Raw genomic sequence first — 23,817 nt, 5'->3', positions numbered from 1 at the left:
TCTGCGGTCGCCTCTGGTGCAGCCGCTGACCGCCCTCGTGCGCCGATCGCTGCTCACCGTCCTGCCGGGCACCGCGCCCCGGCGCTATCGGATGCTGCGGACAATCAAGCACTTCGCGTGGCAGCAGTCCGATCCGGCGGAGCGTCGGTGGACCGAGGGGAGGCACCGGACGCACGTGCTGGCCCGGGTCGCCGCCCGCCAGTCCGCGCTCTACGGCCCGAATTCGGCGGAGGTGATGGGGGAGCTCTCCGCGGACCAGGCCGAGCACCGCGCGGCGCTGGTGTCCGCGCTCGCCGCGGGTGAGGCGCATTGCGCCCTCGGGCTGGCCGGTGGCCTGTACTGGTTCTGGTACCGGATGGGTCGCATCGGGGAGGGGCTCGGCTTCCTGCATGCGGCGCTCGACGCGGTCGTGGCGGACCACCTCGCCCCCGAACGGCGACAGTTCGCGCGCGCGACGGCAGGCGTCGCATCGTTGACCTATCTCACCGGGAACAGGCCGGCCGCGTCCGACGCCGCGCGGGAGTCCGCCGCCGCGTGGGCGGCGGCCGGTGACCGCGCGGAGGCGGCCCGATTGAGCGCATGGTGCGGCTACTTCCTGTCGATGGACGGTGACCATGACGCGGGGCTCGACCTCGTCCGCGACAGTGCCGCGACCGCACGCGCTCTCGGGTCCGGCTTCGCCGAGGCGGACGCCCGGATGGTGTTGGGGATGTTGTTGCGCAACCACGGCCGCCCCCTCGAGGCGCGCGGGGAGCTGGTGACGGCGATCGCCATCGCCGAGCGCATCGGCAACAGGTGGTCGGTCGGCTCCTCGACGTGGGCCCTGATGAAGTCGGCGATGGACGCGGGTGACGTGGATGCCGCGATGTCGGCCGCTCGGGACATGCAGTCGGTCCTCGAGGTGGACGGTGACGTGACGTCCTGGCTGGTGTTGATGCACCACCGCCGCGGTCCTGGCTGGCGCCGGGCACCCCGTGGAGGCCGCCGTGCTCGCGGGGGCGGTGCAGTCACTGGGCGGCCGGATCGGGTTCCTGCCCGAGGGGATGGACCCGATCGACGGTCCCCGGGAGGCGGCTGCGGTGCGCGATGCGCTCAGCGCACAGGACTATGCACTGCACTCCGCGCGCGGAGCGGACCTCGACCGGGCCCAGATCAACGCACTGCTGTCCAGCCTGGTCGGGGAGAGTGCGCCAAGCCGGCCGTAAGAGCGCGGTAAGAGCGGTGGGCTGTCCTGAGGTGGACAGTTCCGATCGAGCGAAGGGATGCCCGTGTCCACCAGCATCGAAGAATCCTCACCCGTCCTGCCCTCACTGGCCGAGCGCCTTGGCGCCGCAACGGCCGGCCCGGTGCACGCGCCGGGCGACGGCGGCTTCGACCTGTCCGTCGCGTCGTTCAACACCGCCACCGCGCACCGTCCCGCGGCGGTGCTGGTCGCGTCCAGCGCCGCGGACGTCGCGGCGGCCGTCGGGATCCGGCCGCCGCCGGGTTGTCGGTCGCGGTCCAGGCCACCGGGCACGGCGCCGCGGCCGCCGGGCCCGGGTCGATCCTGATCAACACCCGGCTCCTCGACTCGATCGTCATCGACTCGCACGCCGGGATCGCGACCGTCGGCGCGGGCGTGCGGTGGCAGCAGGTGCTCGACGCCGCGTCGCCACATGGGCTAGCAGCGCTGTGTGGGTCCGCGACGGAGGTCGGGGTCGTCGGCTACACACTCGGCGGCGGGATCGGCCCGGTGGCCCGGACCTACGGTTTCGCGGCCGACCATGTCATCGAGATCGAGGCGGTGACCGCCGACGGCCAGCTGCGCCGCGTCAGCGAGACGAGCGAACCGGACCTGTTCTGGGCACTGCGCGGCGGCGGGGCGGCGTTCGGGATCGTCACGCAGATCACGTTCCGGCTCTTCCCGATTCAGACAGTGTATGCCGGCGGCATGTTCTTCGACTTCCTCGACGCGCCGCGGGTCCTGCACGGCTGGCGGGACTGGGTGCACCGGATTCCCGAGTCGGTGAGCTCCTCGGTCGCGGTGGTGAACTTCCCGCCGCTGCCCGTCCTGCCCGAGGCCCTGCGCGGCCGCACCGTGCTGCACCTGCGTTATGCGCACGTCAGCGAGACGGAGGACGGTGAGGAGCTGCTGGCACCGCTGCGCGCTCTGGCCGAGCCGATCATCGATACCGTCACCGAGATCATGTACGCGGATGTGGGGTCGATCCACGCCGATCCCACCGACCCGATGCCGGGAGCGGAGCGGTCGATGCTGTTGCGCCGGCTGCCGGCCGAGGCGATCGACGAGTTCCTCGCCACGGTCGGGCCAACTGGACGCCTGCCGTTGGTGCTGGCGGAGATCCGGGCGATGGGTGGGGCGCTGGCCCGCGGCGCCGAGGTCCCGAACGCGGTGGCGGGCCGGGACGCGGCGTTCAGCCTGTTCGCGGTCGGCGTGCTCGCGCCACCCATCGCGGGCGTCGTCCCGGGTGCGTTGGACTCGGTGCTGGCCGCGATGGAGCCGTGGGGGACCGGAGCGGCCTTGATGAACTTCGCGGGCGGAGCCGAGGGTGCCCCAGCCGACCGGGTGCTGGCGGCCTGGGGTCCGCAGGAGCGCCGACGGTTGTCCGAGATCCGCGACCGGTTCGACCCGAACCGGGTGTTCGCCGCCGCCGCGCGCTGGTGACGGCACGCCGGGACGGTTCGGCGCGCACGAGGGGTTCGCGCCGAACCGTCCCGGCGGGCGACGTCACTGCGGAAGTCGGGCCTCCAGGGTGCGGGTCAGGATCTCGAGGGCCAGGTTCCAGCCCCGTGCCATGTCCTGCGTGAGCGCGACCCCGTGCGCAGCCAGCGCGGGTCCGGCGAGGTCGTTGACCTCGTCGGGACCGACGCGGGTCTGTGCCAGCTCGACGATGTCGAGCAACAGGCGGACGCGGTCGCCGTCGCTCATCGGGAGGCAGGCGCGGTCGGCAAGGCCGGCGTTCGTCATGGTGCAACCGTATCGGTGCGGATTTCCGTCTCATCGCCGCGGAGGGCGACCGCACCCGGCGCTGATGCGGGGTGGACGCGGGGCGCGTGGCGGGTGCCGTCAGGCGAGGCAGATCGGGAAGGCGACGTTGGGCCCGATGAGCGGGATGAGTCCCCAGGGTGCGCAGGCGAGGACGGTGCCGAGGGCGCCTTGCCACGTCGTCTGCCCGGGCAGGAGTACCACAGGAGTGATCAGGTCGGGGGCCACCGGTGTCGTCTCGATGACGGCAGGGGGAGCGGTGGGAGGCTCTGACGCCGTGGCCCCGGCCGGCCCGGCCCCGAGTGCGAGTGCGGGGGCGATCAGGGCCGCAGCGGTCGCCGTACGCAGTGTGATGGTGTTCATGACGTCCTCCTAGAGCAGCAGGCTCGGCCACGCGAGGGAGCACGGTTGCGGTCGCGGTCCGCTCATCTGAGCCCGAGTCCTCCACTTATCGTGCGCTTCCTGTTGGCCTATTGCGAGGGGTCAGTTGGTGCGTGCACGGGCGTGCGCAGGGCGCCCGCGCGCAGCCATGGCCGCCCACGCGAGATCGCGCTCGGGTTGATGCGTTGTGATTCCGGTGGTTCGAGCGAAAACAACTGGCGGACAGGATATTTCGCATCGGAGTCAGGGTTGTCATGTCGTCGAACGGATGCGCGCAGGTGTCCAGTCGTGGGTATGGACATCAGTGCGTCGGGACGAGTTCCATGACGTGGGACGCGGGTCGACGTCAGGAGCTCGAAACGGGGGTTCGGCCTGAATCTTCGTGGTGCCCTCGGTGAGACTCGAACTCACACTGCACGGGTTTTGAATCCGTTTCCTCTGCCAATTGGGATACGAGGGCTGGCGGTTGTCCACTGTAGAAGATCGTGTCTACGCGTCAAGCACCGGTACCCTTCAACGGTGCGGCGCCTGACTCGGGCGAGGCTGACGACCGAGGGGGATTGGTGATGACGAACGCTCCGGCCGCGCAGGGTGACGGCGCCGTCGCCCGCCGAGTGGTGGTCGCCGAGGACGAGACCCTCATCCGGATGGACCTGGTGGAGATGCTCCGCGAGGAGGGCTACAACGTGGTTGGCGAGGCGGGCGACGGCCAGCGCGCGGTCGAGCTGGCGGAGACGCTCAAGCCGGACCTGGTGATCATGGACGTCAAGATGCCGCTGCGCGACGGGATCGATGCGGCCTCGGAGATCGCGGCCAAGCGCATTGCGCCGGTGGTGATCCTGACAGCCTTCAGTCAGCGCGAGCTCGTCGAGCGGGCCCGCGATGCAGGCGCCATGGCCTATCTGGTCAAGCCGTTCTCGAAGGCGGATCTGGTGCCTGCCGTGGAGTTGGCCGCGAGCCGGTTCGCCGAGATCTCCGCGCTCGAGCGGGAGGTCGCGACGCTGGCCGATCGGCTGGAGTCGCGCAAGCTCATCGAGCGCGCCAAGGGTGCGTTGATGAGGTCGCAGTCGCTGACCGAGCCCGAGGCGTTCAACTGGATCCAGCGGGCGGCAATGGACGGGCGGACCTCGATGAAGGCCGTCGCCAAGATCGTGATCGAGACGCTCGACTCGAAATAGTCCGCGACACGCAATGTAACCATTGCGCTAACGAAGTGTTTCGCGACGAAGATGCGGCCTTTCGGCATTGGGTGACGAAATAACCCCGGTCCCGCAAGTATCGCTGTCACCTGCGGGTTCTTCATTGTGACGCCATTCTTGGTCGCTCGTATAGTTAGCCCGTCGCAATTGAGGCGGCGCGGCGAACTACTTCAATGTGATGCACGGGCATTGCCGCACGGTTATGTTTTGTCCGGGCTGGCGGACGGCCCCTCCGGAATTGTCCGGGGCGCACAGATTTCGGAGGTGGGACGTGCACCGTCGTACAGCGAGAGGCGCGTTGATCGTTGGAGTCGCAGCAGCGCTAGCCGTCGCGGGCTGTAGTAGCAAGACGACCGACGGCGGATCGTCGGAAACCAGCGGAACGGGGGAGTCGAGCGCGCTCAGCATTCAGCCGGGGGTGCTCCTCGATTCGGCGGGCAACGAGGTCGCGAGCGCCGACGTCACCGACGCGGCCGATCCCGCAGGCAGCGGCAACGCCACCTGTTCGGGGGTCTCGCTTGCGATGGCGGGAGCGCTGACCGGCGCCAACGCCGCGCTCGGACAGAACATCCTCTACGGGGCCAAGCTCGCCCTCGACAAGCACAACCAGGCCAACCCGAACTGCCAGGTCGAGATGGAGACCTTCGACACCGAGGGTGACCCGCAGAAGGCGACCCAGGTGGCGCCGAACATCGTGAGCAACGCATCGATCGTCGGTTTGCTGGGACCGGCCTTCTCCGGCGAGACCAAGGCAACCGGCCCGATCTTCAACCAGAGCGGGCTGCCCTTCCTCACCGCGTCGGCCACCAATCCCACGCTGACCGAGAACGGCTGGACCACCTTCTTCCGGGGCCTCGGCAACGACAACAGTCAGGGTTCGGTCGTCGCCAAGTACCTCACCGGCACGCTCGACGCGAAGAAGGTGTGCGTTGTGCAGGACGATTCCGACTACGGCGTCGGCCTGGCCCGGGTGGTGACCGAGACCCTCGGCGCCGCAGCGGATCCCGCCTGTTCGGCCAGCGTCAAGACCGGTCAGAAGGACTTCTCGGCGACCGTGTCCCAAATCAAGGGCGAGTCGCCCGACGCGATCTGGTACTCGGGCTACTACGCCGAGGCGGCGCCGTTCGTGACCCAGCTCCGCGAGGGCGGGGTGACCGCGACCTTCAGCTCCGGTGACGGCACCAACGATCCCGAGTTCGTCAAGCAGGCAGGCGAATCCGCGAACGGCGCGGTCCTCACCTGCCCCTGCGTCCCGGCGCCTGCCGCGCTGGCAGATCAGTACGAGGCACTCAACGGCCAGGCGCCCGGCGTCTACTCGGTCGAGGGCTACGACCTGACCACGATCATGCTCAAGGCCATCGACTCCGGGGTGAAGGACCGCGCCGGAATGCTGGAGTACGTCAAGAACTATGACGGGCAGGGCGTCGGCAAGAAGTACCAGTGGAACGACAAGGGTGAGCTGTCCAACGCCCTGATCCAGATTTACAAGGTCAACTGACAGAACGGATCTCGCAGCCGGGTGCCTGCTCCAGTGCAGGCCCCGGCTGCGTCGTCGGGGCGCGGTAGCGCCTCCCGACCTTGAAAGTGACTTCGATGATCGCGACTTCCCTCGCCGCCTCGGCAACCCTCTACGCGGGCAATATCGACTTCAACATCGAGGGGCTCACGACGAGCTTCTGGCAACTGACCATCGACGGACTGAGCTACGGCGCCATCTACGCACTGGTGGCGATCGGTTACACGCTGGTCTACGGCGTGCTGCGGCTGATCAACTTCGCGCACTCCGAGGTCTTCATGCTCGGCATGTTCGGTCAGTACGTGGCGCTGGAGCTGCTCGGCTTCACGCCGAGCGGTAACGCGTACAACGAGGGCGTCGTCATGACGGTCGTGTTCCTCGGTCTGGCCATGCTGTTCGGAATGGCCGTCTCGGGTGGCGCCGCGGTGGGGCTCGAACGCGTCGCCTATCGGCCGCTGCGCAAGCGCGGGGCGAAACCACTGACCTTCCTCATCACCGCGATCGGAATGTCGTTCGTGCTGCAGGAATTCGTGCACTACGTGCTCCCCGAGATCTGGCCGGGGCTCGGCGGCACCAATGCGCAGCAGCCCATCAAACTGGTCCAGCCGGTCGAGGTGTTCAGCATCTTCGGTGCCTCGGTGAGCAACGTGACCATCGTGATCATCGTGGCCGCGTTGCTGCTCACCCTGGTCACCGACATGATCATCAACCGGACCAAGTTCGGCCGGGGGATCCGGGCGGTGGCCCAGGACCCCGACACCGCGACGCTGATGGGCATCTCACGCGAGCGCGTGATCATGCTGACCTTCCTGCTCGGCGGCATCCTGGCGGGCGCCGCGGCGCTGCTGTACACCCTGAAGATCCCGTCCGGGATCATCTTCAACGGCGGCTTCATCCTCGGGATCAAGGCGTTCTCCGCGGCGGTGCTCGGCGGAATCGGCAACCTCCGCGGGGCCCTGCTCGGCGGCCTGCTGCTCGGTGTCATGGAGAACTACGGCCAGGTGCTGTTCGGCACCGAGTGGCGCGACGTGGTCGCGTTCGTGCTGCTGGTCGTCGTGCTGATGTTCAGGCCCACCGGGATCCTCGGTGAGAGCCTGGGAAGGGCGCGGGTATGAGTACCGAGAATCCGGCTGCGGCGCAGCCAGACCCGACCGAGCTGCTCCGGGGTCCCCAGCCCGACAAACACGGTGTCGGCGACGCAATCCGGAGCTGGTGGAACGGCCTGGCCCGGCCGATGCAGTGGCTCTTCGGGGTCCCGGTGATCGCCCTGATCGCGATCCTGCCGGTCTGGCGGCCGCCGATCCTGGATACGCCGGGCACCGACTTCGGCGGGGTGATGGCCCAGTTCGCGATGTACGCGCTCATCGCCATCGGCCTCAACGTGGTCGTCGGCCAGGCCGGCCTCCTCGACCTCGGCTACGTCGGCTTCTACGCCGTCGGCGCGTACACCGTCGCGCTGCTCACCAGCCCGAACAGCCCGTGGAACAAGATGACCGAGAGCGGATTCTTCTCGGAGGACTGGGCGTGGCTGTCCTGTCTGCCGATCGCGGTGGCCATCACCGCGTTCACCGGGCTGATACTCGGCACCCCGACGCTGCGGCTTCGGGGCGACTACCTGGCCATCGTGACCCTCGGCTTCGGCGAGATCGTCCGGCTGCTGGCCGACAACCTCACCGACGTCACCAACGGCGGTCAGGGGCTCTCCCAGATCGCGTACCCGCACCTCGGCGAGACCGAGGACAAGCCGTACGGGGTGTTCTCGGCGGGCAACACCGGCGGCAACCTGAACTCCGGTGTGTGGTGGTTCTGGGTCGGGATGGTGATGGTGATCATCGCGCTGCTGCTGGTCGGCAACCTCGAGCGCAGCCGGGTCGGCCGTGCCTGGGTCGCGATCCGGGAGGACGAGGACGCCGCCGAGATCATGGGCGTGCCGACCTTCAAGTTCAAGCTATGGGCGTTCACGATCGGCGCCTCGATCGGCGGCCTGTCCGGCGCGCTCTACGCCGGGCAGGTGCAGTTCATCAACCCGACAGGGTTCAACGTCATCAACTCGATGCTCTTCCTGTGTGCGGTGGTCATCGGCGGTCAGGGCAACAAGCTCGGCGTCATCGTCGGCGCGTTCATCATCGTGTACCTGCCCAACCGGGCGATGTCGATCGAGATCGGCGGGCAGTCGCTCGGCGACTACAAGTACCTGTTCTTCGGCCTGGCGCTGGTGGTGCTGATGATCTTCCGCCCGCAGGGGCTCTTCCCGGCGCGGCAGAAACTGCTGGCCTACGGCAGGCAGATCTACCAGGCTGTACGTAGACCCAGCGACGCGCCGGGCACTGGTCCGGCGCCGAGCGGAGCAACGACGGAGGTCGGCGGATGACGGCGGGACCTGGAGCGGGCGACGCGATGTTCGACAACGAGGACATGGCTGCGAACCTCGCGCCCGAGGTGGATGTGCCGACCGCGGGTGTGGTGGACGTCGCGGCCATCGACCCGGCGCTCGTCGACCCCGAGGCGGTCGCCGAGGCGGTGGCCCCGCAGCGGGAGATCGAGACCGCCGAGGGTCAGGCGCTGCTGAAGACCGAGGGCCTGACCGTGCGTTTCGGCGGGCTCGTCGCGCTCGACGACGTGTCCTTCGAGATCCGGCGCGGCGAGATCCTCGGCCTGATCGGGCCCAACGGCGCGGGCAAGACCACCTGTTTCAACGCCATCACCGGGGTATACAAGCCGTCGGCCGGGCGGGTGATGTTCGACGGTGAGCCGCTGGCCAAGACGAAGCGCAACGAGATCACGCGGCTCGGCATCGCCCGAACCTTCCAGAACATCCGGCTCTTCGGCGAGATGACCGCGCTGGAGAACGTGGTGGTCGGCACCGATGCCCGGCACCGGACCTCGGTCCCAGGCGCGATCTTCCGGACCCGCCGTCATCGCCGCGAGGAACGCGACGCCGTTGCCCGCGGGATGGCGCTGCTGGAGTTCGTCGGCATCGCGCCCCGCGCGGTCGAAAAGGCGAAGAACCTCTCGTACGGCGACCAGCGGCGACTGGAGATCGCCAGGGCGCTTGCCACCGAGCCCAAGCTGTTGTGCCTCGACGAGCCCGCCGCCGGTTTCAACCCGAGCGAGAAGTCCGCCCTGATGGACCTGATCCGCAAGATCAGGGACGACGGCTTCACGGTGCTGCTGATCGAGCACGACATGCGCCTGGTGATGGGTGTGACCGATCGCATCGTGGTCCTCGAGTTCGGCAAGAAGATCGCCGACGACCTGCCCGCCGCGATCCGCGAGAACCCGGCCGTGATCGCTGCCTACCTGGGGGTGCCCGACGATGCCATCGCATAGGAAGACCGACGAGGCCGGCCAGGCCGGTTCGGTCGCGACCGCCGAGGGGCCGCTGCTGGAGGTGACCGACGTCGCGGTGAGCTACGGGCGCATCCAGGCGCTGCACGGGGTCTCGCTGCATGTCGACCGCGGCGAGTTGGTGACCCTGCTCGGCGCGAACGGGGCTGGTAAGTCCACCACCATGCGGGCATTGTCCGGGCTGCTGCCGCTCACCCACGGCCGCATCGTTTTCGACGGCCGGGACATCACCCATGTGAAGGCGCACGAGCGGGTGAAGATGGGGATGGTGCAGGCGCCAGAGGGGCGCGGCGTGTTTCCCGGGATGACCGTGCAGGAGAACCTCGACATGGGTTGTTATGCACGCAAATTCGAGACGAAGGCCGCGTATACCGAGCGCCTGGAGTGGGTGTTCGAGCTGTTTCCCCGGCTGCAGGAGCGCCGCACCCAGGTCGGCGGGACCATGTCCGGCGGCGAGCAGCAGATGCTGGCCATCGGCCGCTCGCTCATGTCGCGGCCGCGCCTGCTGATGCTGGACGAGCCGTCGATGGGATTGGCGCCCATGGTGATCCAGCAGATCTTCCGGATCATCGCGGAGATCAACGCGCAGGGCACCACCATCCTGCTGGTCGAGCAGAACGCGCAGCAGGCGCTCACCCGGACCGATCGGGCCTACATCCTGGAGACCGGCGCGGTGACCAAGACCGGGACCGGCAAGGAGCTGCTCGCCGATCCGGCGATCAAGCGCGCCTACCTCGGGGTGGGGTAGCGGTGGTCGGGGTGGTTCTCGGGTGTCGGTCCACGTCCCTAGACTCAGTGCGGTGAGCCCAGCAACCGATCAACGGTCCTCCGCCCGTCCCGACGGCGCCGCAACCGCCGACAAGCCGACGTTGTTGCTGCTCGACGGCCATTCCCTGGCCTATCGGGCGTTCTTCGCGCTGCCCGCCGAGAACTTCAAGACGCACAGCGGACAGACCACCAACGCGGTGTACGGGTTCACCTCGATGCTGATCAACCTGCTGCGCGACGAGCAGCCGACGCACGTGGCTGCCGCGTTCGACGTCTCCCGGCAGACCTTCCGCGCGGAGGCCTTCCCGGAATACAAGGCGAACCGCAGCAAGACCCCGGACGAGTTCAAGGGACAGGTGGAGATCACCAAGGACGTGCTCGGCGCGCTGGGCATCCCGGTGATGGCCGAGGCCGGTTTCGAGGCCGACGACATCATCGCCACCCTCACCACCCAGGCCACCGAGCGGGGTTACCGGGTGCTGGTGTGCACCGGCGACCGGGACGCCCTGCAGCTGGTCACGCCGGACGTCACCGTTCTCTACCCGAAGAAGGGCGTCTCCGAGCTCACCCGGTTCACGCCCGAGGAGGTCGAGGCCAAGTACGGCCTGACCCCGAGCCAGTACCCGGACTACGCCGCCCTGCGCGGCGATCCGAGCGACAACCTGCCCGGCATCCCCGGCGTCGGCGAGAAGACCGCGGCGAAGTGGATCCGCGAGTACGGCTCGTTCGACGAGCTGGTGCTGCACGTGGACAAGGTCAAGGGCAAGGTCGGCGACTCGCTGCGCGAGAACCTGAACAGCGTGATCCTCAACCGCCGCCTCACCGAGATGGTCCGCGACGTGCCGCTGCCCTATACCCCGGACCAGCTGGTGCTGGCGCCGTGGGATCGGGATCGGATCCACATGCTGTTCGACGATCTCGAGTTCCGGGTGCTGCGGGACCGGTTGTTCGACACCCTCTCCTCCGCCGAACCCGAGGCAGAGGAGGGCTTCGAGGTGCGCGGCGGCGCGCTGGCGCCGGGCGAGGTGGCGGACTGGCTGGCCGAGCACGCCCGCACCGGGCAGCGGCACGGGCTGTCGGTGGTCGGCTCGAAGCAGCCGTACGGTGGCGACGCCAGCGCGATCGCGATCGCGGCCTCGGACGGCGAGGGCGCGTACATCGTCACCGCCACCGCGAGCCCCGAGGACGAGAAGGCTCTCGGCGCTTGGCTTTCCGACGCGAGCGAGCCGAAGGCGCTGCACGAGGCCAAGGTGGCGATGCACGCCCTCCGTGGTCGCGGCTGGGTGCTGGGCGGGCTGACCAGCGACACCGCGCTCGCGGCGTACCTGGTCCGGCCGGGGCAGCGCAGCTTCAACCTCGACGATCTGTCGCTGCGGTACCTCAAGCGCGAGCTGCGGGTCGAGGAGTCGGGCGAGGCACAGCTCTCGCTGCTCGACGAGGAAGACCAGGCCGACGCGGCCGTCGCCGAGAGCGAGATCCTGCGGGCGAGGGCGGTGGTGGATCTGGCCGCCGCGCTGGACACCGAGCTCGCAGACATCGAGTCGGCCGGGCTGCTCACGGAGATGGAACTGCCGCTGCTCGGCGTGCTCGCAGACATCGAGTACACCGGCATCGCCGTCGACACCGCGCACCTGCACGACCTGCAGAGTCGCTTCGCCGACGCCATCAACGTGGCCGCCAACGCGGCATACGAGGTGATCGGCAAGCAGATCAACCTGGGCTCACCGAAGCAGCTGCAGGTGGTGTTGTTCGAGGACCTCGACATGCCGAAGACGAAGAAGACCAAGACCGGGTACACCACCGACGCGGCCGCGCTCGAGGCGCTGTTCGAGAAGACCGAGCACCCCTTCCTCGAGCACCTGCTCGCGCACCGCGACGCCACCCGGCTCAAGGTGACCGTCGACGGGCTGCTCAAGTCCGTCGCGGAGGACGCCCGGATCCACACCACCTTCAACCAGACGGTGGCCGCCACCGGCCGGCTCTCGTCCACCGAGCCCAACCTGCAGAACATCCCCGTGCGCACCGACGCCGGCCGCGAGATCCGGGACGGCTTCGTCGTCGGGGAGGGCTACGACTACCTGCTGACCGCCGACTACAGCCAGATCGAGATGCGGATCATGGCGCATCTGTCCGGGGACGAGGGCCTGATCGAGGCGTTCAACACCGGCGAGGACCTGCACAGCTTCGTGGGTTCGCGGGCGTTCGGGGTCCCGATCGAGGAGGTCACGCCCGAGCTGCGTCGCCGGGTGAAGGCGATGTCCTACGGGCTGGCGTACGGCCTGAGCGCGTTCGGCCTCGCATCGCAGCTGAAGATCTCCACGGAGGAGGCGAAGGGGCAGATGGACGCCTACTTCGCCCGGTTCGGCGGGGTCCGCGACTACCTGCGCGAGGTCGTCGAGCAGGCCCGCAAGGACGGCTACACCTCCACCCTGTTCGGGAGGCGCCGCTACCTGCCGGACCTGAACAGCGACAACCGTCAGCGTCGCGAGGTGGCGGAGCGGGCCGCGCTCAACGCTCCGATCCAGGGCACCGCCGCCGACATCATCAAGGTCGCGATGATCGACGTGCAGAAGGCTCTCGCCGAGTCGGGGCTGCGCTCACGGATGCTGCTGCAGGTCCACGACGAACTGGTGCTCGAGGTGGTCGAGTCCGAGCGCGAGCAGGTCGAGGCGCTGGTCCGGGAGAAGATGGCGGGCGCCATCGAACTCTCTGTCCCACTGGAGGTCTCGGTGGGCACCGGTCGCAGCTGGGACGCGGCAGCGCACTAGTCGGGCGACGGCGGGGGCGCATCAGCCCGTGGTTGGATTCGGCCGTCGGGAATGGGCGACCGTGGGGCGATGCCTCACGGTCGCCCCGTCCCTAGCGTGGGGCGGGTGATCAAAATCTCCTCCCGAATAGTTCCCGCCGTGGTCCTCGCGCTCGCGCTTCCGCTCACCACGGCCGCCGTCGGCGCTGCGTCCCCGGTCGCGGCGGCCGACGCGGGTTCGTCGGCCATCGGCACGGTCTTCCAACTGCCCTCTCCCACAGGTGCGTTCGCGGTCGGGCGCAACACCCTGCACCTGGTCGACGAGTCCCGCCCCGACCCCTGGGTCACATCGGACCGGCGCGAGCTGATGGTCAGCATGTACTACCCGGCCCACCCCGGGGCAGGCGCGCGGGCTCGGTACGCCACGACCGAGGAGATCAGGCTGCTGCTCGAGGGGCAGGAGTTGGCGGGCCTGGTGCCCGCCGAGGTACTCAGCGCCACCGGCACCCACAGCGTCGTCGACGCTGTGCCGGTGGAGGGCTCGTACCCGATGGTGGTGCTGTCGCCGGGCTTCACCGCCTCCCGCTACACGCTCACCGCCCTGGCCGAGGAGCTGGCCGCCCGTGGCTACGTCGTGGCCGCCGTCGACCATGCGAACGAGTCGTTCGGGACCGAGTTCCCAGGCGGGCGGATGTCCACCTGCCTCGCCTGCGGACGGACCGAGGATGAGGGGACCCTCGGCGTCGTCACCGCGACAAGGGCCGCGGACGTGTCGTTTCTCCTGGACCGGCTCACCGCACCCGATTCGGCCTGGCCGCATTCGCGCCTGATCGACAGGGAGCGCATCGGCATGGCAGGCCACTCGATCGGCGGCGCCAGCACAGCGGAGACGATGGCGTCGGACGATCGCGTTCGCGCTGGCGTCAACATGGACGGCTCCTTCCATATCTCGATGCAGCCGGACGGGGTGAAGGACCGGCCGTTCCTGATGATGGGCACCGACGACGAGGTCCACCGCCCCGGCGGCCGGGACGTGTCGTGGGACGCGGCGTGGAGCCGCCTCGTTGGGTGGAAGCGATGGTTGACCGTGGCCGGCGCGGGCCACGCCTCGTTCACCGACATCCCCGCCCTCGCCGAGCGGTTGGGGATGCCGGTCGGGGCCGCCTCGCCGATCGGGGCCGCACTGCCGGGGGGTCGATCGGTCGACCTCACCCGTGTGTATGTCGGCGCCTTCTTTGACCAGCACCTGCGGGGCGTCCCGCAGCCGATCCTCGACGGACCGAGCCCGGCCTACCCGGAGGTCAGGTTCAACAACCCGTGACCGGGTCGCCACCCTGTTGGTCGACCGGTCACGCGGCGGCGAAGCGGGAGACGTAGCGCCGCTGCCAGGGCGTCTCCACCGCATGGGAATCGAAATGTTCACGCACGAAGGCGACCGCGTCATCGGCGGGGACCCCGTCGAGCACGGCGATGCAGGCCAGCGCGGTGCCGGTGCGGCCCCTGCCGCCGCCGCACGCGACCTCCACCCGCTGCGTTCGGGCGCGCTCCCACGCTTCGCGCAGGGCGTCTCGGGCGTCTGTCCGATCGCTCGGAAGCCGGAAATCCGGCCACCGGACCCAGCGCGATTCCCATTCGTTGGCGGGCGGGGGACTGCCGAGCAGGTAGAGGCCGAACTCGGGACGAGCGCCGTCCGGCAGTGGCTTTCTCAGCGCGCGTCCCCGCACGAGCCGTGTCGACGGAAGCCGCAGCACTCCCGATTCCGCTGTGTCCCATGGCCGGTCCATGGTCGGCAAGTTACTCGGGTCACTCGGGGTCGTGGGGTGATGCTGTGGAAGCATTGCGGCATGAGCGTTCTGGTCTGCTTCCACGCCCACCCCGACGACGAGGTGTTCATCACCGGCGGTGTCATGCGTCAGGCCGCCGACGCCGGCCATCGCGTCGTCGTCGTCACCGCGACCGACGGCGCCCTCGGCGAGGTCCCGGAGGGTCTGCTCGCGGAGGGGGAGTCGCTCGCCGATCGCAGGCGCCGGGAGCTGGAGGAGTCCACCAGCGTGCTCGGAGCGCATCGAGTGGAGCTGCTGCACTACGCGGACTCGGGGATGGCGGGCACACCAGAGAACGCGAACCCGGCGGCGTTCTGCAACGCCGATGTCGAGGAGGCCGCGGCGCGCCTGGCCGCGATCCTCGTCGAGGAGTCCGCGGACGTGGTCACCGTGTACGACCCCAACGGCGGCTACGGGCACCCGGACCATGTGCAGGTGCACCATGTGGGCGTGCGCGCGGCGGAGATCGCGGGCGTGCCGCACGTCTACGAGGCGGCGGTCAGCCGTGATCACATCCGCAGGCTGATGGCGGCCAATCCGGAGTGGTCGGAGGACGCCCAGCCCCCTAACCTCGACACCTTCGGTCTGTCGGAGGAGGACATCACCACCGTGGTCGACGTGACCGCGGCGATGGGTGCCAAGCGGGCCGCGATGCACGCGCACGCCACGCAGGTCGGCGACTTCGGGCCGTTCCTGCAGATGCCGGAGGAGCAGCTGCGGGCCGCGTTCGGTCAGGAGTGGTTCCGGCGCCGGGGTGCCCCCGCCGGTCTGGCGGAGACGGCGCTACCGCTCTGACGCGGCCCGCGGGCGCTCACTCCTGAGCGGCCGCGACCTGCTCGCGGACCTTGTCCATGTCCAGCGCCTGGACCTGGGTCACGAGGTCCGCGTGCGCCGCGAACGACTCGTGCGCGGTCAACTCTTCGGCGACGGTGCGCGCGGTGGCGGGGGACAGACCATTCGCCTTCGCACAGGGACGCCAGTTCGTCGAGTTCGGCGTCAGGAATGGTGACGACAACCCAGCGGTGTGCGGCTTTACGGCATGGGTTCCGGCCTGCTCGACAGCATTCGAGGACTCCTGTTCGAGTTCACGGCGCGAATCGTGTTGCCGACGGCACCGCGTCACCATCTGTGCACGGCTGCCCGAAGTGGTCCGGCGTCACTGCGCGACCGGGGAATCGGCGGCGGTCGAGTCGCCCCAGACTGCTGCCGCACCGCTCTCTCCGATCCGGTAGACCTGCACCATCGATCCGACCGCCAGCGCCACCGCGACGACGGCAAGTCCGGTGGCGACGATGCGTGTCGCATTGCCGCCCGTCGGCCCGCCGCGTCCGGCCCGCCACGCCTGGAATCGCGGGTGGTGGATCGCCCACCATCCGAGTGCGACGAGGAAAACGCCGGCCGACCAGTAGATCAACTGGTCCCCCAACTCGGCGTGGATCTGCACGAGGGGATCGCGCGGGGTGCGATGCTCGAGCCATTCACCGGCGTGCGTCGTGAGGGGTACGAGAATGAGCGTGACCAGGGCGACCAGCGGGGAGACGATGCCGATCCGCCGTCGCGCCGCGGGCCAGCAGACGGCCAGCAACAGGAGTAGTGCCGAGATCGGCACCAGGACCGCCACGAAGTGCACGAGCAATGGGTGGATGGGTAGACCGTTGAACGTTGTGGGCCCCATGATCACTCGCCTCCGCCGGGTGTGTCCGATGTACCGGCTGCCACGGTAGGCGCGAATTCTTGGAGCCTTCTGGGAGTGTCCTAGGGGTGCCTCGGCAGGACGAGCGTGAAGGTGGCCCCGCGACCGTTCCGTGGATCGACGAGTATCTCGCCGTCGTGGGCAGTCGCGATCTCACGGACGAGCGCGAGCCCGATACCGTACCGCCGGCCGCCGGCAGGCTGCTCGGGGCCGTGTGCGAAGCGGGTGAACAGCCGGTCCAGCTGCCGCGGTTCGATGCCGGTACCCGTGTCGGTCACCGCAATTCGCACCAGGTCGGTGTCGCCGTCGACATGGAGCGTGACCCGTCCGCCGGGGCGCACGTGGGTGACGGCGTTGTCGACAAGTCCGTGCACCGCGCGCCGCAGGGCCGGACGAGACCCGCTCACGATGCAGGGCGCGTCGCCGTGCTCGACGTCGACGTCGACGTCGACTCCCAGCGACCGCGCGTGCGCCTCGACGCTGTCGCGGACCTGCTCGCACAGCGCGGCGACGTCGACAGGCTCCCGGGTGTCGGGTCCGGTCTCGAGGGCCGCCGAGAGCAGCAGGTCCTCCACCAGCTCACCGAGCGCGCGGGTGTCGGCGACGATTCCGTCGAGCTGGCGGGATACCTCCTCGGGCTCGAGCTGTCCGACGCGGCGGGCGAGCAGCTGCGCGCGGGTGTGCAGCACCGTGAGCGGGGCACGCAGCTCATGCGACGCATCGGCGACGAAGCGTCGCTGCAGCGACAGCGCCAGGGTCAATGGCCGAATCGATCTGCGGGACAGGAGGACCACCACGACCGAGGAAGCGGCAATACCTGTGATCTCGGCGAGGACAAGGGCCGCGAGCAACCGATGCCGCCCCGCTTCGAACGGCTCGAGGTCGAGGGCGGCGGCGACCCGGCCGTGGGTGTTGTCGCCGACCAGTGCGCGGTAATGCCGCTCACCCGCACGCAGGTCGGAGAAGCCGGCGGGTCCGTCGAGTAGACCCGCGATCTGGGGTGGTGCGTCGGCGCTCACCTGTGTCATACCGTCGGGTCCACGCAATGCGAGTGCCGTGCCGGGTGGGGGATCGTCGACGTCCTCGGTGGCCTCGACCACGGACCGCAGCTGCGTGTCGATCTGCCGCGACTGGAAGCGGGCGTCGACGAGATACATTGCGAGGCCCACCACCAGCAGCACCAGTGCGAGAGCCGCCGCGGCCTGCAGTGCCACGAGACGTCCGGCGCGGCGCAGCAACTGCTCGTCGCCGATGACGGCGGCCGGACGGGTCGCGACGGTCGGCCGCCGCCTCATCGGGCACCGAGCCGGTATCCGACACCGCGAACGGTCTGCACGACGTCGCGCCCGAGTTTGCGTCGCAAGTAGTGCACGTACGTGTCGACGGTGCCCGGCTCGTCGGCGCCGTCGAACGCCGCGTCGAGAAGTTGCGCCCGGGTGAAGACCTGGCTCGGTGCCGCAGCGAGGACGGTGAGCAGCGCACACTCGCTGACGGACAGTTCGACTGCGGTGTCGCCACCGATCACCATCCGACTCGCCAGGTCGAGTCGGCGCTCGCCCACCGGGAGCAGTTCCGCGCGGTCTCGGGGGCGCCTGCGAAGCGCCCGCAGACGGGCCAGCAGTTCGGGCACCTCGAAGGGTTTGATCAGATAGTCCTCCGCGCCGGCATCGAGGCCTTCTACCCGGTCCTCGAGGGTGCCGCGCGCGGTCAGCACAAGGGTGGGCGTGGCGACGGCGTGTCGGCGCAGCCCGCGCAGCACCTCCACGCCGTCGAGTACGGGCAGTCCGCGGTCGAGAACGATCAGGTCGTACCGCCGCGTCAGCCCCAGGTGCAGGCCGCGCTGCCCGTCGGTCGCGACCTCGACGACGTAACCCTCCTCGGCGAGCAGGTCGCAGAGGAGGTCGGCGAGGCGGACGTCGTCCTCGACGAGCAAGACCGTCGGCGGGTTGGGTTCGGGCATGGTTCGAGGGTGCCACCAACTTGCGAGGTTCGTCGCACGGTGGGTGGGACGACGGCGCCCGGTTCCGATGCCGCCGGCGCGTCCGCGGTCGCCTTGGCCTTGCGGCGCTCGCGGAGTTCAGCGCGGACGAAGTACGCCAGACCCAGCGGGGACATGATGCCGAACGCCAGCACTGTAACCCGTACGACAGATACGGCCCTGCGTCGAGCTGCGGCAGTGGAGTGGTGCCGAGACCGACTCGGGGATGGCGGGCCCCCGAGAATGCGAACCCGGCGGCGCTCTCCGATGCCGACGTCGAGGAGGCCGCGGCGCGCCTGGCCGCGATCCTCGTCGAGGTGCCGCACGTCTACGAGGCGGCGGTCAGCCGTGAATTCAGACGGGCCCGCGGGTGCTCACTCCTGAGCGGCCGCGACCTGCTCGCGGACCTTGTCCATGTCCAGGGCCTGGACCTGGGTCACCAGATCCTCGAGCGCCGCGGGCGGGAGTGCGCCGGGCTGCGAGAAGACCAGGATGCCCTCACGGAAGGCCATGATCGTCGGGATCGACCGGATGTTGGCCGCGGCCGCGAGTCCCTGCTCGGCCTCGGTGTCCACCTTCGCGTGCACCACGTCGGGATGCTGCTCGGCGGAGGCCTCGAAGGTCGGGGCGAAGTTGCGGCACGGTCCGCACCACGACGCCCAGAAGTCGACGAGGACGACATCGTTCCCGCCGATGACTTCGTCGAAATTCTGCTGGGTCAGGGTCTGCGTGGGCATCTGGATCCTCTCGTCAATGCGTATCGACCGGGTTCAACGCGGCCGCGTGTCCGATTCTTCCCGCCCGGGGCGCGTCGGTGTGGGAGAACTCGCCTGCGGCGAGGGTGGGGAGAAACTCGCCTCAGGCGATCAGCCATTCCCGCTTGGCCTCGCCGTCCCACCGCCTGATCGAGACCGCGTGTCCGGTCAGGTGGGTGGCCGAGACGGCGCAGATCGCGGACCCGATCTGCTCGGGGAGCACCCGTCTGGCCAGCGTGACGTGCGGCGTCCAGTCCCCGGGATGGGTGTGCGCGGGGATCCCCTCGCTGTGGTGCATCAGGCGGAAGACGGTCCGCTGCAGCGACAGCAGACCGGCGGTCGGGACGACCAGGTGTGCCAGCGTCTTTCGATGACCGCCGAACACGACCAGGCCGCCGAGGGTGATCTGGAGGGCGGGGGCGAGCAGTCCCCGCTGCAGCTCGAGGTCGGTCTCGGGGTCGATGTGCTGGGCCACCGCGAGCGTGATGTGCGGGCGGTTCGAGACCTGCCGGACCGCGTCCTGACCGCGGATCCCGGTTCCGGAGACCTGGCGCCACTCCCGGCGCACCGCGGCGTCGAGGCGGTCGTCGAGCAACAACTCCACGGACTGCACCATGGTGAGCAATGATTGTCGGGTGAACCCGACGAGCGCAACGACATCGGAGCCGACCCGGCAAGCGACATCGGAGCCGGCCCGGCAGGCGACATCGGAGCCGACCCGCTTGGGCCTGCTGGTGGGAGACGGGATCGGCCACGAGATCGTGCCCGCGGCTCGGCGGATCGCGGACGCCGCCGTCGCGGCCGTGGGCGGCACGCCGGTGACCTGGGTACCCCTGGATGTCGGCCTCGAGGCAATCGGCGAGCACGGGACGCCGATGCCGGAGTCGACCCTGGTTGCGCTCGCCGACCTCGACGGCTGGGTGCTCGGCCCGCACGACAGCGCCTCCTATCCGGATCCCTTCCGAGGTCAGTTGACCCCCGGTGGAACCATCCGCAAGCGATTCGACCTGTTTGCCAACGTCAGGCCCGCACGTGCCTTTGCCGGGGTGCGCGCGGTGTCGCCCGAGATGGACCTGGTGATCGTCCGCGAGAACACCGAGGGCTTCTACGCGGACCGCAACATGTTCACCGGCAGTGGCGAGTTCATGCCAACACCCGATGTGGCGATGGCGGTCGGGGTGGTCACCAGGCGGGCCACCGAACGGATCGCCCGCGCCGCCTTCGAGCTCGCCTCCAGGCGCCGCGGCCGGGTCACGGTGGTGCACAAGGCGAATGTGCTCGCGCTGACCACCGGACTCTTTCGCGATGTGTGTCACGAGATCGGGACGCACTACCCGGGCGTCGAGGTGCGAAACGAACACGTCGACGCGATGGCGGCACACCTGGTGCGGCGGGGCGAGGACTTCGATGTGGTGGTAACCGAGAACATGTTCGGTGACATCCTCTCGGATCTGGCAGGGGAGCTGTCCGGTTCGCTCGGCACCGCGCCGTCGCTCAACGCGTCCGAGACCAAGGCGATGGCGCAGGCGGCACACGGGGCCGCCCCCGACATCGCGGGCCGCAATCGCGCCAATCCGACCGCGATGATCCTCTCGACCGCGATGCTCTTCGACTGGTTGAGCACCCGCGGCGGTGACCCCGCGCTCGGTCGGGCGGCGGAGCGGATCCAGACGGCGGTGGCGAACACCCTCCAGGCCGGGGTCGCGACCGCCGACCTCGGCGGGCTGGCGTCGACGGCGGAATTCGCCGAGACCGTGACCGCCAGGGTGGTCCGGCGCTGATCGAGGCGGCCGGTGTCGCTGTCGGGTGACGGCGGCGGCCAGACCTTTCGTCCGGTTGGCCCCCGACCCAGTACTCTTTCCTGGTGATTCCTCGATCCAACTCGTGTTCCGCGGCGCCCGTTCGGGCAGGCCGCCGAGCATGGAGACGCACCAGGGGCGTCGGTGCGGTCGTCGGGGCAACGCTCCTCGCGCTGGTGCTGTCCTCGTGCGTGACCAACAACGAGGGACTGATCCCGGTCGCGGACAACGTGCCCGTAGATCGGGTCGACGAGATCGCCGCGGACCTGCCGCGCGAGGTCGCCGCGTCCGGTCGGTTGATCGCCGGAACGAACGTCCCTTACGCGCCCAACGAGTTCAAGGACGAGGCGGGCAATATCGTCGGCTTCGACGTGGACCTGCTGAACGCCGTCGGCAAGGTCCTCGGACTCACGGTCGACTACAAGCAGGCGGACTTCGACAAGATCATCCCCGCCGTGCAGGCAGGCACCTACACGATGGGCATGTCCTCGTTCACCGATTCGAAGGAGCGCGAGGAGTCGGTCGATTTCGTCACCTACTACCGCGCGGGCATCCAGTGGGCGCAGCGGACCGGTGAGCCGGTGGACCCGAACAACGCGTGCGGGCTCCGGGTCGGCGTGCAGACCACGACCACCGAGGACATCGACGAGGTGCCCGCGAAGAGCGAGGCCTGCGTGGCGGCGGGTAGACCGCCGATCAAGAAGGTGAAGTTCGACAGCCAGGACGACGTCGCGAACGCGTTGATCCTCGGCCGGGTTGATGCCCTCTCCGCCGACTCGCCGGTGACCGCATACGCGATCAAGCGCAGCGGTGGCCGGATGGAGGCAGCCGGTGAGGTGTTCGACTCGGCACCGTACGGTTGGCCGCTCGTCAAGGGATCGCCCCTGGCACCCGTGTTGCAGCGGGCCATGCAGTACCTCATCGACGGCGGTCAGTATCAGCAGATCGCAGACAACTGGGGCGTTGGATCGGGCACGATCACGCAGTCGCAGATCAACGGGGCGGCCGGTTGAGCCGGGAAAGGTGGACACCGATGCCAGCACTGAGTGAGAGCGACGCTCCCGAGACAGGGGGTTCGCCGGAGCCGGAGGCGATCAAGGCGATACCGCTGCGCAGGCCCGGCCGCTGGATCGCCGCGATCGTCGTCGTGACCTTGCTGGGGCTGTTCGTGTACGGCGCCGCCACCAACCCCGCGTTCGCCTGGGATGTCTACGGCCAGTACCTGTTCGACCGACGGATCTCGTCCGCGGCCTGGGTGACCATCCAGCTGACGGTGCTGTCGATGGCGCTCGCGGTGGTGCTTGGCGTCGTGCTCGCGGTGATGCGGCTGTCCCCGAACCCGGTGCTGCGGACGTCGGCGTGGGTCTACCTGTGGATCTTCCGCGGCACCCCGGTGTACGTGCAGCTGGTGTTCTGGGGACTGTTCTCGTCCATCTACAAGACGCTGGACCTGGGCATCCCGTTTGTGCACCAGTTCGCGCACATCGAGCTGCAGGGCCTCGAGGCCGCGTTCCTGTTCGCGATCATCGGGCTCGGGTTGAACGAGGCCGCGTACATGGCGGAGATCGTCCGCGCCGGCGTCAGTTCGGTCAGCGAGGGCCAGACCGAGGCGTCCACCGCGCTTGGCATGTCGTGGTCGCAGACGATGCGCAGGACCGTGCTGCCGCAGGCGATGCGGGTGATCATCCCGCCGACGGGCAACGAACTGATCAGCATGCTCAAGACCACCTCGTTGGTCACCGCGATCCCGTTCAGCCTCGAGCTCTACGGCCGTGCGCGGGACATCTCTGGCGCGAACTTCCAGCCGATCCCGCTGCTGCTGGTGGCCGCGACCTGGTATCTGGCGATCACCAGCGTGCTCATGGTCGGCCAGTTCTACCTCGAGCGGTACTACTCGCGTGGCGTCTCGCGCACTCTGACCACGCGTCAGCTCGAAGCGCTCGCCGACGCCCAGGGCAAACCGGTCACGATCATGCCCGCGCCCGACACCCTGCCCGACACGCCTGGAGGCGAACGCCGATGATCGAGACTGGAGGCGAGCGACGATGACGCTGATGGTGAAGGCCGACCGGGTCTGCAAGAACTACGGCGCCCTCAAGGTGCTGCGAGGGGTGTCCCTCGAGATCGAACGAGGCCAGGTGCTCTGCTTGGTCGGGCCGTCCGGGTCCGGGAAGTCGACGTTCCTGCGCTGCATCAACCACCTCGAGCAGGTCAATGCCGGCCGGCTCTACGTCGACGGCGACCTGGTCGGATACTCCGAGCGCGGCGGCAAGCTCTACGAGCTGCACCCGCGGGCCGCGGCGCGCCAGCGCCGGGACATCGGCATGGTGTTCCAGCACTTCAACCTGTTCCCGCACCGTACCGCGCTCGAGAACATCATCGAGGCGCCGATGCAGGTGAAGAAGGTCCCCAAGAAGAAGGCCGTCGAACGCGCCCGCGACCTCCTCGATCAGGTCGGCCTGAGCGAGAAGGCGGACGCCTATCCCGCGCAGCTCTCCGGCGGCCAGCAGCAGCGGGTCGCGATCGCGCGGGCGCTGGCGATGGACCCGAAGCTGATGCTGTTCGACGAGCCGACCTCCGCTCTCGATCCGGAGCTGGTGGGGGAGGTGCTCGGGGTGATGAAGAACCTCGCCAAGGAGGGCATGACCATGGTCGTGGTGACCCACGAGATGGGTTTCGCCCGCGAGGTCGCCGACGAGCTGGTGTTCATGGACGGTGGCGTGGTCGTCGAGTCCGGCAACCCGAGGGAGCTGCTCGCCAACCCGCAGCACGATCGGACCAAGCTGTTCCTGTCCAAGCTGCTCTGACCCCTTTGCTATCGTGGT

The 23,817-nt window shown here is 69.1% G+C and carries 24 protein-coding genes, 1 tRNA gene and 2 pseudogenes; 16 read left to right on the top strand and 11 right to left on the bottom strand.

Annotated features, from left to right (window positions below; genetic code table 11):
- Positions 1-16 precede the first annotated feature (16 nt).
- From JOE46_RS26310 to JOE46_RS06220, 3 genes are read left to right on the top strand one after another with little or no spacing between them, the layout of a single operon-like run.
- On the top strand, positions 17-1,216 hold the full coding sequence (locus tag JOE46_RS26310) for a hypothetical protein (RefSeq protein WP_245220951.1): 1,200 nt from the start codon (positions 17-19) through the stop codon (positions 1,214-1,216).
- A gap of 52 nt (positions 1,217-1,268) precedes the next feature.
- On the top strand, positions 1,269-1,550 hold the full coding sequence (locus JOE46_RS26305) for a hypothetical protein (protein ID WP_245220950.1): 282 nt from the start codon (positions 1,269-1,271) through the stop codon (positions 1,548-1,550).
- Positions 1,487-2,665 carry an FAD-binding oxidoreductase gene (locus tag JOE46_RS06220; protein WP_245220949.1) on the top strand — a complete coding sequence of 393 codons (1,179 nt, stop codon included), beginning with the start codon at positions 1,487-1,489 and terminating at the stop codon, positions 2,663-2,665. Before JOE46_RS26305 ends, JOE46_RS06220 begins: the two co-directional genes overlap by 64 nt.
- A 63-nt stretch (positions 2,666-2,728) precedes the next feature.
- Here JOE46_RS06220 and JOE46_RS06215 read toward each other — a convergent pair whose 3' ends face one another.
- The 3 genes from JOE46_RS06215 to JOE46_RS06205 form a co-directional block, all read right to left on the bottom strand.
- Positions 2,729-2,968 carry a hypothetical protein gene (locus JOE46_RS06215; protein WP_097213216.1) on the bottom strand — a complete coding sequence of 80 codons (240 nt, stop codon included), beginning with the start codon at positions 2,966-2,968 and terminating at the stop codon, positions 2,729-2,731.
- A 99-nt stretch (positions 2,969-3,067) separates the two neighbouring features.
- Positions 3,068-3,349: a hypothetical protein gene (locus tag JOE46_RS06210; RefSeq protein WP_097213217.1), complete on the bottom strand. Its 282-nt coding sequence runs from the start codon at positions 3,347-3,349 to the stop codon at positions 3,068-3,070.
- Positions 3,350-3,750: 401 nt separating this feature from the next.
- Positions 3,751-3,827: transfer RNA gene (locus JOE46_RS06205), tRNA-Leu, on the bottom strand.
- 106 nt (positions 3,828-3,933) lie between these two features.
- On the opposite strand from JOE46_RS06205, the gene JOE46_RS06200 reads away from it, so the two are divergent.
- The 8 genes from JOE46_RS06200 (at position 3,934) to JOE46_RS26300 (ending at position 14,265) form a co-directional block, all read left to right on the top strand.
- Positions 3,934-4,545, top strand: coding sequence for an ANTAR domain-containing response regulator (locus tag JOE46_RS06200; RefSeq protein ID WP_097213218.1), 612 nt, complete (start codon positions 3,934-3,936; stop codon positions 4,543-4,545).
- A 319-nt stretch (positions 4,546-4,864) separates the two neighbouring features.
- On the top strand, positions 4,865-6,064 hold the full coding sequence (locus JOE46_RS06195; protein ID WP_245220948.1) for a branched-chain amino acid ABC transporter substrate-binding protein: 1,200 nt from the start codon (positions 4,865-4,867) through the stop codon (positions 6,062-6,064).
- Between the two features lie 95 nt (positions 6,065-6,159).
- Positions 6,160-7,197 carry a branched-chain amino acid ABC transporter permease gene (locus JOE46_RS06190; RefSeq protein WP_097213220.1) on the top strand — a complete coding sequence of 346 codons (1,038 nt, stop codon included), beginning with the start codon at positions 6,160-6,162 and terminating at the stop codon, positions 7,195-7,197.
- A 119-nt stretch (positions 7,198-7,316) separates the two neighbouring features.
- Positions 7,317-8,453, top strand: coding sequence for a branched-chain amino acid ABC transporter permease (locus tag JOE46_RS06185; RefSeq protein ID WP_373560279.1), 1,137 nt, complete (start codon positions 7,317-7,319; stop codon positions 8,451-8,453).
- Positions 8,450-9,412, top strand: coding sequence for an ABC transporter ATP-binding protein (locus tag JOE46_RS06180; RefSeq protein WP_072752206.1), 963 nt, complete (start codon positions 8,450-8,452; stop codon positions 9,410-9,412). Before JOE46_RS06185 ends, JOE46_RS06180 begins: the two co-directional genes overlap by 4 nt.
- Entirely contained in the window at positions 9,399-10,178 is a 780-nt protein-coding gene (locus tag JOE46_RS06175; protein ID WP_097213221.1) for an ABC transporter ATP-binding protein, read from the top strand. The genes JOE46_RS06180 and JOE46_RS06175 overlap by 14 nt, the downstream gene beginning before the upstream one ends.
- A gap of 52 nt (positions 10,179-10,230) precedes the next feature.
- The gene (polA, locus tag JOE46_RS06170; protein WP_209926554.1) at positions 10,231-12,966 is read left to right on the top strand and encodes a DNA polymerase I; all 2,736 of its coding nucleotides are present in this window, start codon (positions 10,231-10,233) and stop codon (positions 12,964-12,966) included.
- 105 nt (positions 12,967-13,071) lie between these two features.
- A complete protein-coding gene (locus JOE46_RS26300; RefSeq protein WP_257017650.1) occupies positions 13,072-14,265 on the top strand; it encodes an alpha/beta hydrolase in 1,194 nt (397 codons plus the stop codon).
- A 28-nt stretch (positions 14,266-14,293) separates the two neighbouring features.
- Here JOE46_RS26300 and JOE46_RS06160 read toward each other — a convergent pair whose 3' ends face one another.
- The gene (locus tag JOE46_RS06160; RefSeq protein ID WP_209926552.1) at positions 14,294-14,728 is read right to left on the bottom strand and encodes a protein-tyrosine phosphatase family protein; all 435 of its coding nucleotides are present in this window, start codon (positions 14,726-14,728) and stop codon (positions 14,294-14,296) included.
- Between the two features lie 60 nt (positions 14,729-14,788).
- On the opposite strand from JOE46_RS06160, the gene JOE46_RS06155 reads away from it, so the two are divergent.
- A complete protein-coding gene (locus JOE46_RS06155) occupies positions 14,789-15,562 on the top strand; it encodes a PIG-L family deacetylase (protein ID WP_097213224.1) in 774 nt (257 codons plus the stop codon).
- A gap of 82 nt (positions 15,563-15,644) precedes the next feature.
- Here JOE46_RS06155 and JOE46_RS06150 read toward each other — a convergent pair.
- The 7 genes and pseudogenes from JOE46_RS06150 to JOE46_RS06125 form a co-directional block, all read right to left on the bottom strand.
- Positions 15,645-15,768, bottom strand: a pseudogene (locus tag JOE46_RS06150) (VIT family protein); the annotation flags it as partial.
- 155 nt (positions 15,769-15,923) lie between these two features.
- Positions 15,924-16,442, bottom strand: coding sequence for a DUF2231 domain-containing protein (locus JOE46_RS06145; protein ID WP_097213278.1), 519 nt, complete (start codon positions 16,440-16,442; stop codon positions 15,924-15,926).
- An 80-nt stretch (positions 16,443-16,522) separates the two neighbouring features.
- A complete protein-coding gene (locus tag JOE46_RS06140) occupies positions 16,523-17,755 on the bottom strand; it encodes a sensor histidine kinase KdpD (protein ID WP_097213226.1) in 1,233 nt (410 codons plus the stop codon).
- Entirely contained in the window at positions 17,752-18,393 is a 642-nt protein-coding gene (locus JOE46_RS06135) for a response regulator transcription factor (protein WP_269590211.1), read from the bottom strand. Before JOE46_RS06135 ends, JOE46_RS06140 begins: the two co-directional genes overlap by 4 nt.
- Positions 18,279-18,655, bottom strand: a pseudogene (locus tag JOE46_RS27080) (hypothetical protein); the annotation flags it as partial. The pseudogene JOE46_RS27080 and the gene JOE46_RS06135, both read right to left, overlap by 115 nt.
- Positions 18,656-18,812: 157 nt before the next feature.
- On the bottom strand, positions 18,813-19,175 hold the full coding sequence (gene trxA, locus JOE46_RS06130) for a thioredoxin (protein ID WP_077041823.1): 363 nt from the start codon (positions 19,173-19,175) through the stop codon (positions 18,813-18,815).
- Between the two features lie 121 nt (positions 19,176-19,296).
- Complete coding sequence (locus JOE46_RS06125; RefSeq protein ID WP_209926550.1) at positions 19,297-19,809, bottom strand: 2'-5' RNA ligase family protein; 513 nt, start codon at positions 19,807-19,809, stop codon at positions 19,297-19,299.
- 19 nt (positions 19,810-19,828) lie between these two features.
- Here JOE46_RS06125 and JOE46_RS06120 point away from each other — a divergent pair, with 19 nt between their 5' ends.
- The 4 genes from JOE46_RS06120 (at position 19,829) to JOE46_RS06105 (ending at position 23,799) form a co-directional block, all read left to right on the top strand.
- A complete protein-coding gene (locus JOE46_RS06120) occupies positions 19,829-20,974 on the top strand; it encodes an isocitrate/isopropylmalate dehydrogenase family protein (protein ID WP_257017653.1) in 1,146 nt (381 codons plus the stop codon).
- Between the two features lie 86 nt (positions 20,975-21,060).
- Positions 21,061-22,005, top strand: coding sequence for an ABC transporter substrate-binding protein (locus tag JOE46_RS06115; RefSeq protein ID WP_179800656.1), 945 nt, complete (start codon positions 21,061-21,063; stop codon positions 22,003-22,005).
- 20 nt (positions 22,006-22,025) lie between these two features.
- Entirely contained in the window at positions 22,026-23,015 is a 990-nt protein-coding gene (locus tag JOE46_RS06110; protein WP_097213231.1) for an amino acid ABC transporter permease, read from the top strand.
- A 22-nt stretch (positions 23,016-23,037) separates the two neighbouring features.
- Complete coding sequence (locus JOE46_RS06105; protein ID WP_077041821.1) at positions 23,038-23,799, top strand: amino acid ABC transporter ATP-binding protein; 762 nt, start codon at positions 23,038-23,040, stop codon at positions 23,797-23,799.
- Positions 23,800-23,817: the final 18 nt, after the last annotated feature.

This window comes from Rhodococcus sp. PvR099, assembly GCF_017833315.1.
Lineage (GTDB): Bacteria > Actinomycetota > Actinomycetes > Mycobacteriales > Mycobacteriaceae > Rhodococcus_G > Rhodococcus_G oryzae.
The sequence above is the reverse complement of the archived record's forward strand: the minus strand, read 5'-3'. Positions and strand labels throughout refer to the sequence as shown.

What these genes read in the sequence shown, in the direction of transcription:
- JOE46_RS06215 (WP_097213216.1), bottom strand. Translation starts at nt 2,968, where the DNA reads ATGACGAACGCCGGCCTTGCCGACCGCGCCTGCCTCCCGATGAGCGAC.
- JOE46_RS06210 (WP_097213217.1), bottom strand. Translation starts at nt 3,349, where the DNA reads ATGAACACCATCACACTGCGTACGGCGACCGCTGCGGCCCTGATCGCC.
- JOE46_RS06200 (WP_097213218.1), top strand. Translation starts at nt 3,934, where the DNA reads ATGACGAACGCTCCGGCCGCGCAGGGTGACGGCGCCGTCGCCCGCCGA.
- JOE46_RS06190 (WP_097213220.1), top strand. Translation starts at nt 6,160, where the DNA reads ATGATCGCGACTTCCCTCGCCGCCTCGGCAACCCTCTACGCGGGCAAT.
- JOE46_RS06185 (WP_373560279.1), top strand. Translation starts at nt 7,317, where the DNA reads ATGCAGTGGCTCTTCGGGGTCCCGGTGATCGCCCTGATCGCGATCCTG.
- JOE46_RS06180 (WP_072752206.1), top strand. Translation starts at nt 8,450, where the DNA reads ATGACGGCGGGACCTGGAGCGGGCGACGCGATGTTCGACAACGAGGAC.
- JOE46_RS06175 (WP_097213221.1), top strand. Translation starts at nt 9,399, where the DNA reads ATGCCATCGCATAGGAAGACCGACGAGGCCGGCCAGGCCGGTTCGGTC.
- JOE46_RS06160 (WP_209926552.1), bottom strand. Translation starts at nt 14,728, where the DNA reads ATGGACCGGCCATGGGACACAGCGGAATCGGGAGTGCTGCGGCTTCCG.
- JOE46_RS06155 (WP_097213224.1), top strand. Translation starts at nt 14,789, where the DNA reads ATGAGCGTTCTGGTCTGCTTCCACGCCCACCCCGACGACGAGGTGTTC.
- JOE46_RS06145 (WP_097213278.1), bottom strand. Translation starts at nt 16,442, where the DNA reads ATGGGGCCCACAACGTTCAACGGTCTACCCATCCACCCATTGCTCGTG.
- JOE46_RS06140 (WP_097213226.1), bottom strand. Translation starts at nt 17,755, where the DNA reads ATGAGGCGGCGGCCGACCGTCGCGACCCGTCCGGCCGCCGTCATCGGC.
- trxA (WP_077041823.1), bottom strand. Translation starts at nt 19,175, where the DNA reads ATGCCCACGCAGACCCTGACCCAGCAGAATTTCGACGAAGTCATCGGC.
- JOE46_RS06125 (WP_209926550.1), bottom strand. Translation starts at nt 19,809, where the DNA reads ATGGTGCAGTCCGTGGAGTTGTTGCTCGACGACCGCCTCGACGCCGCG.
- JOE46_RS06110 (WP_097213231.1), top strand. Translation starts at nt 22,026, where the DNA reads ATGCCAGCACTGAGTGAGAGCGACGCTCCCGAGACAGGGGGTTCGCCG.
- JOE46_RS06105 (WP_077041821.1), top strand. Translation starts at nt 23,038, where the DNA reads ATGACGCTGATGGTGAAGGCCGACCGGGTCTGCAAGAACTACGGCGCC.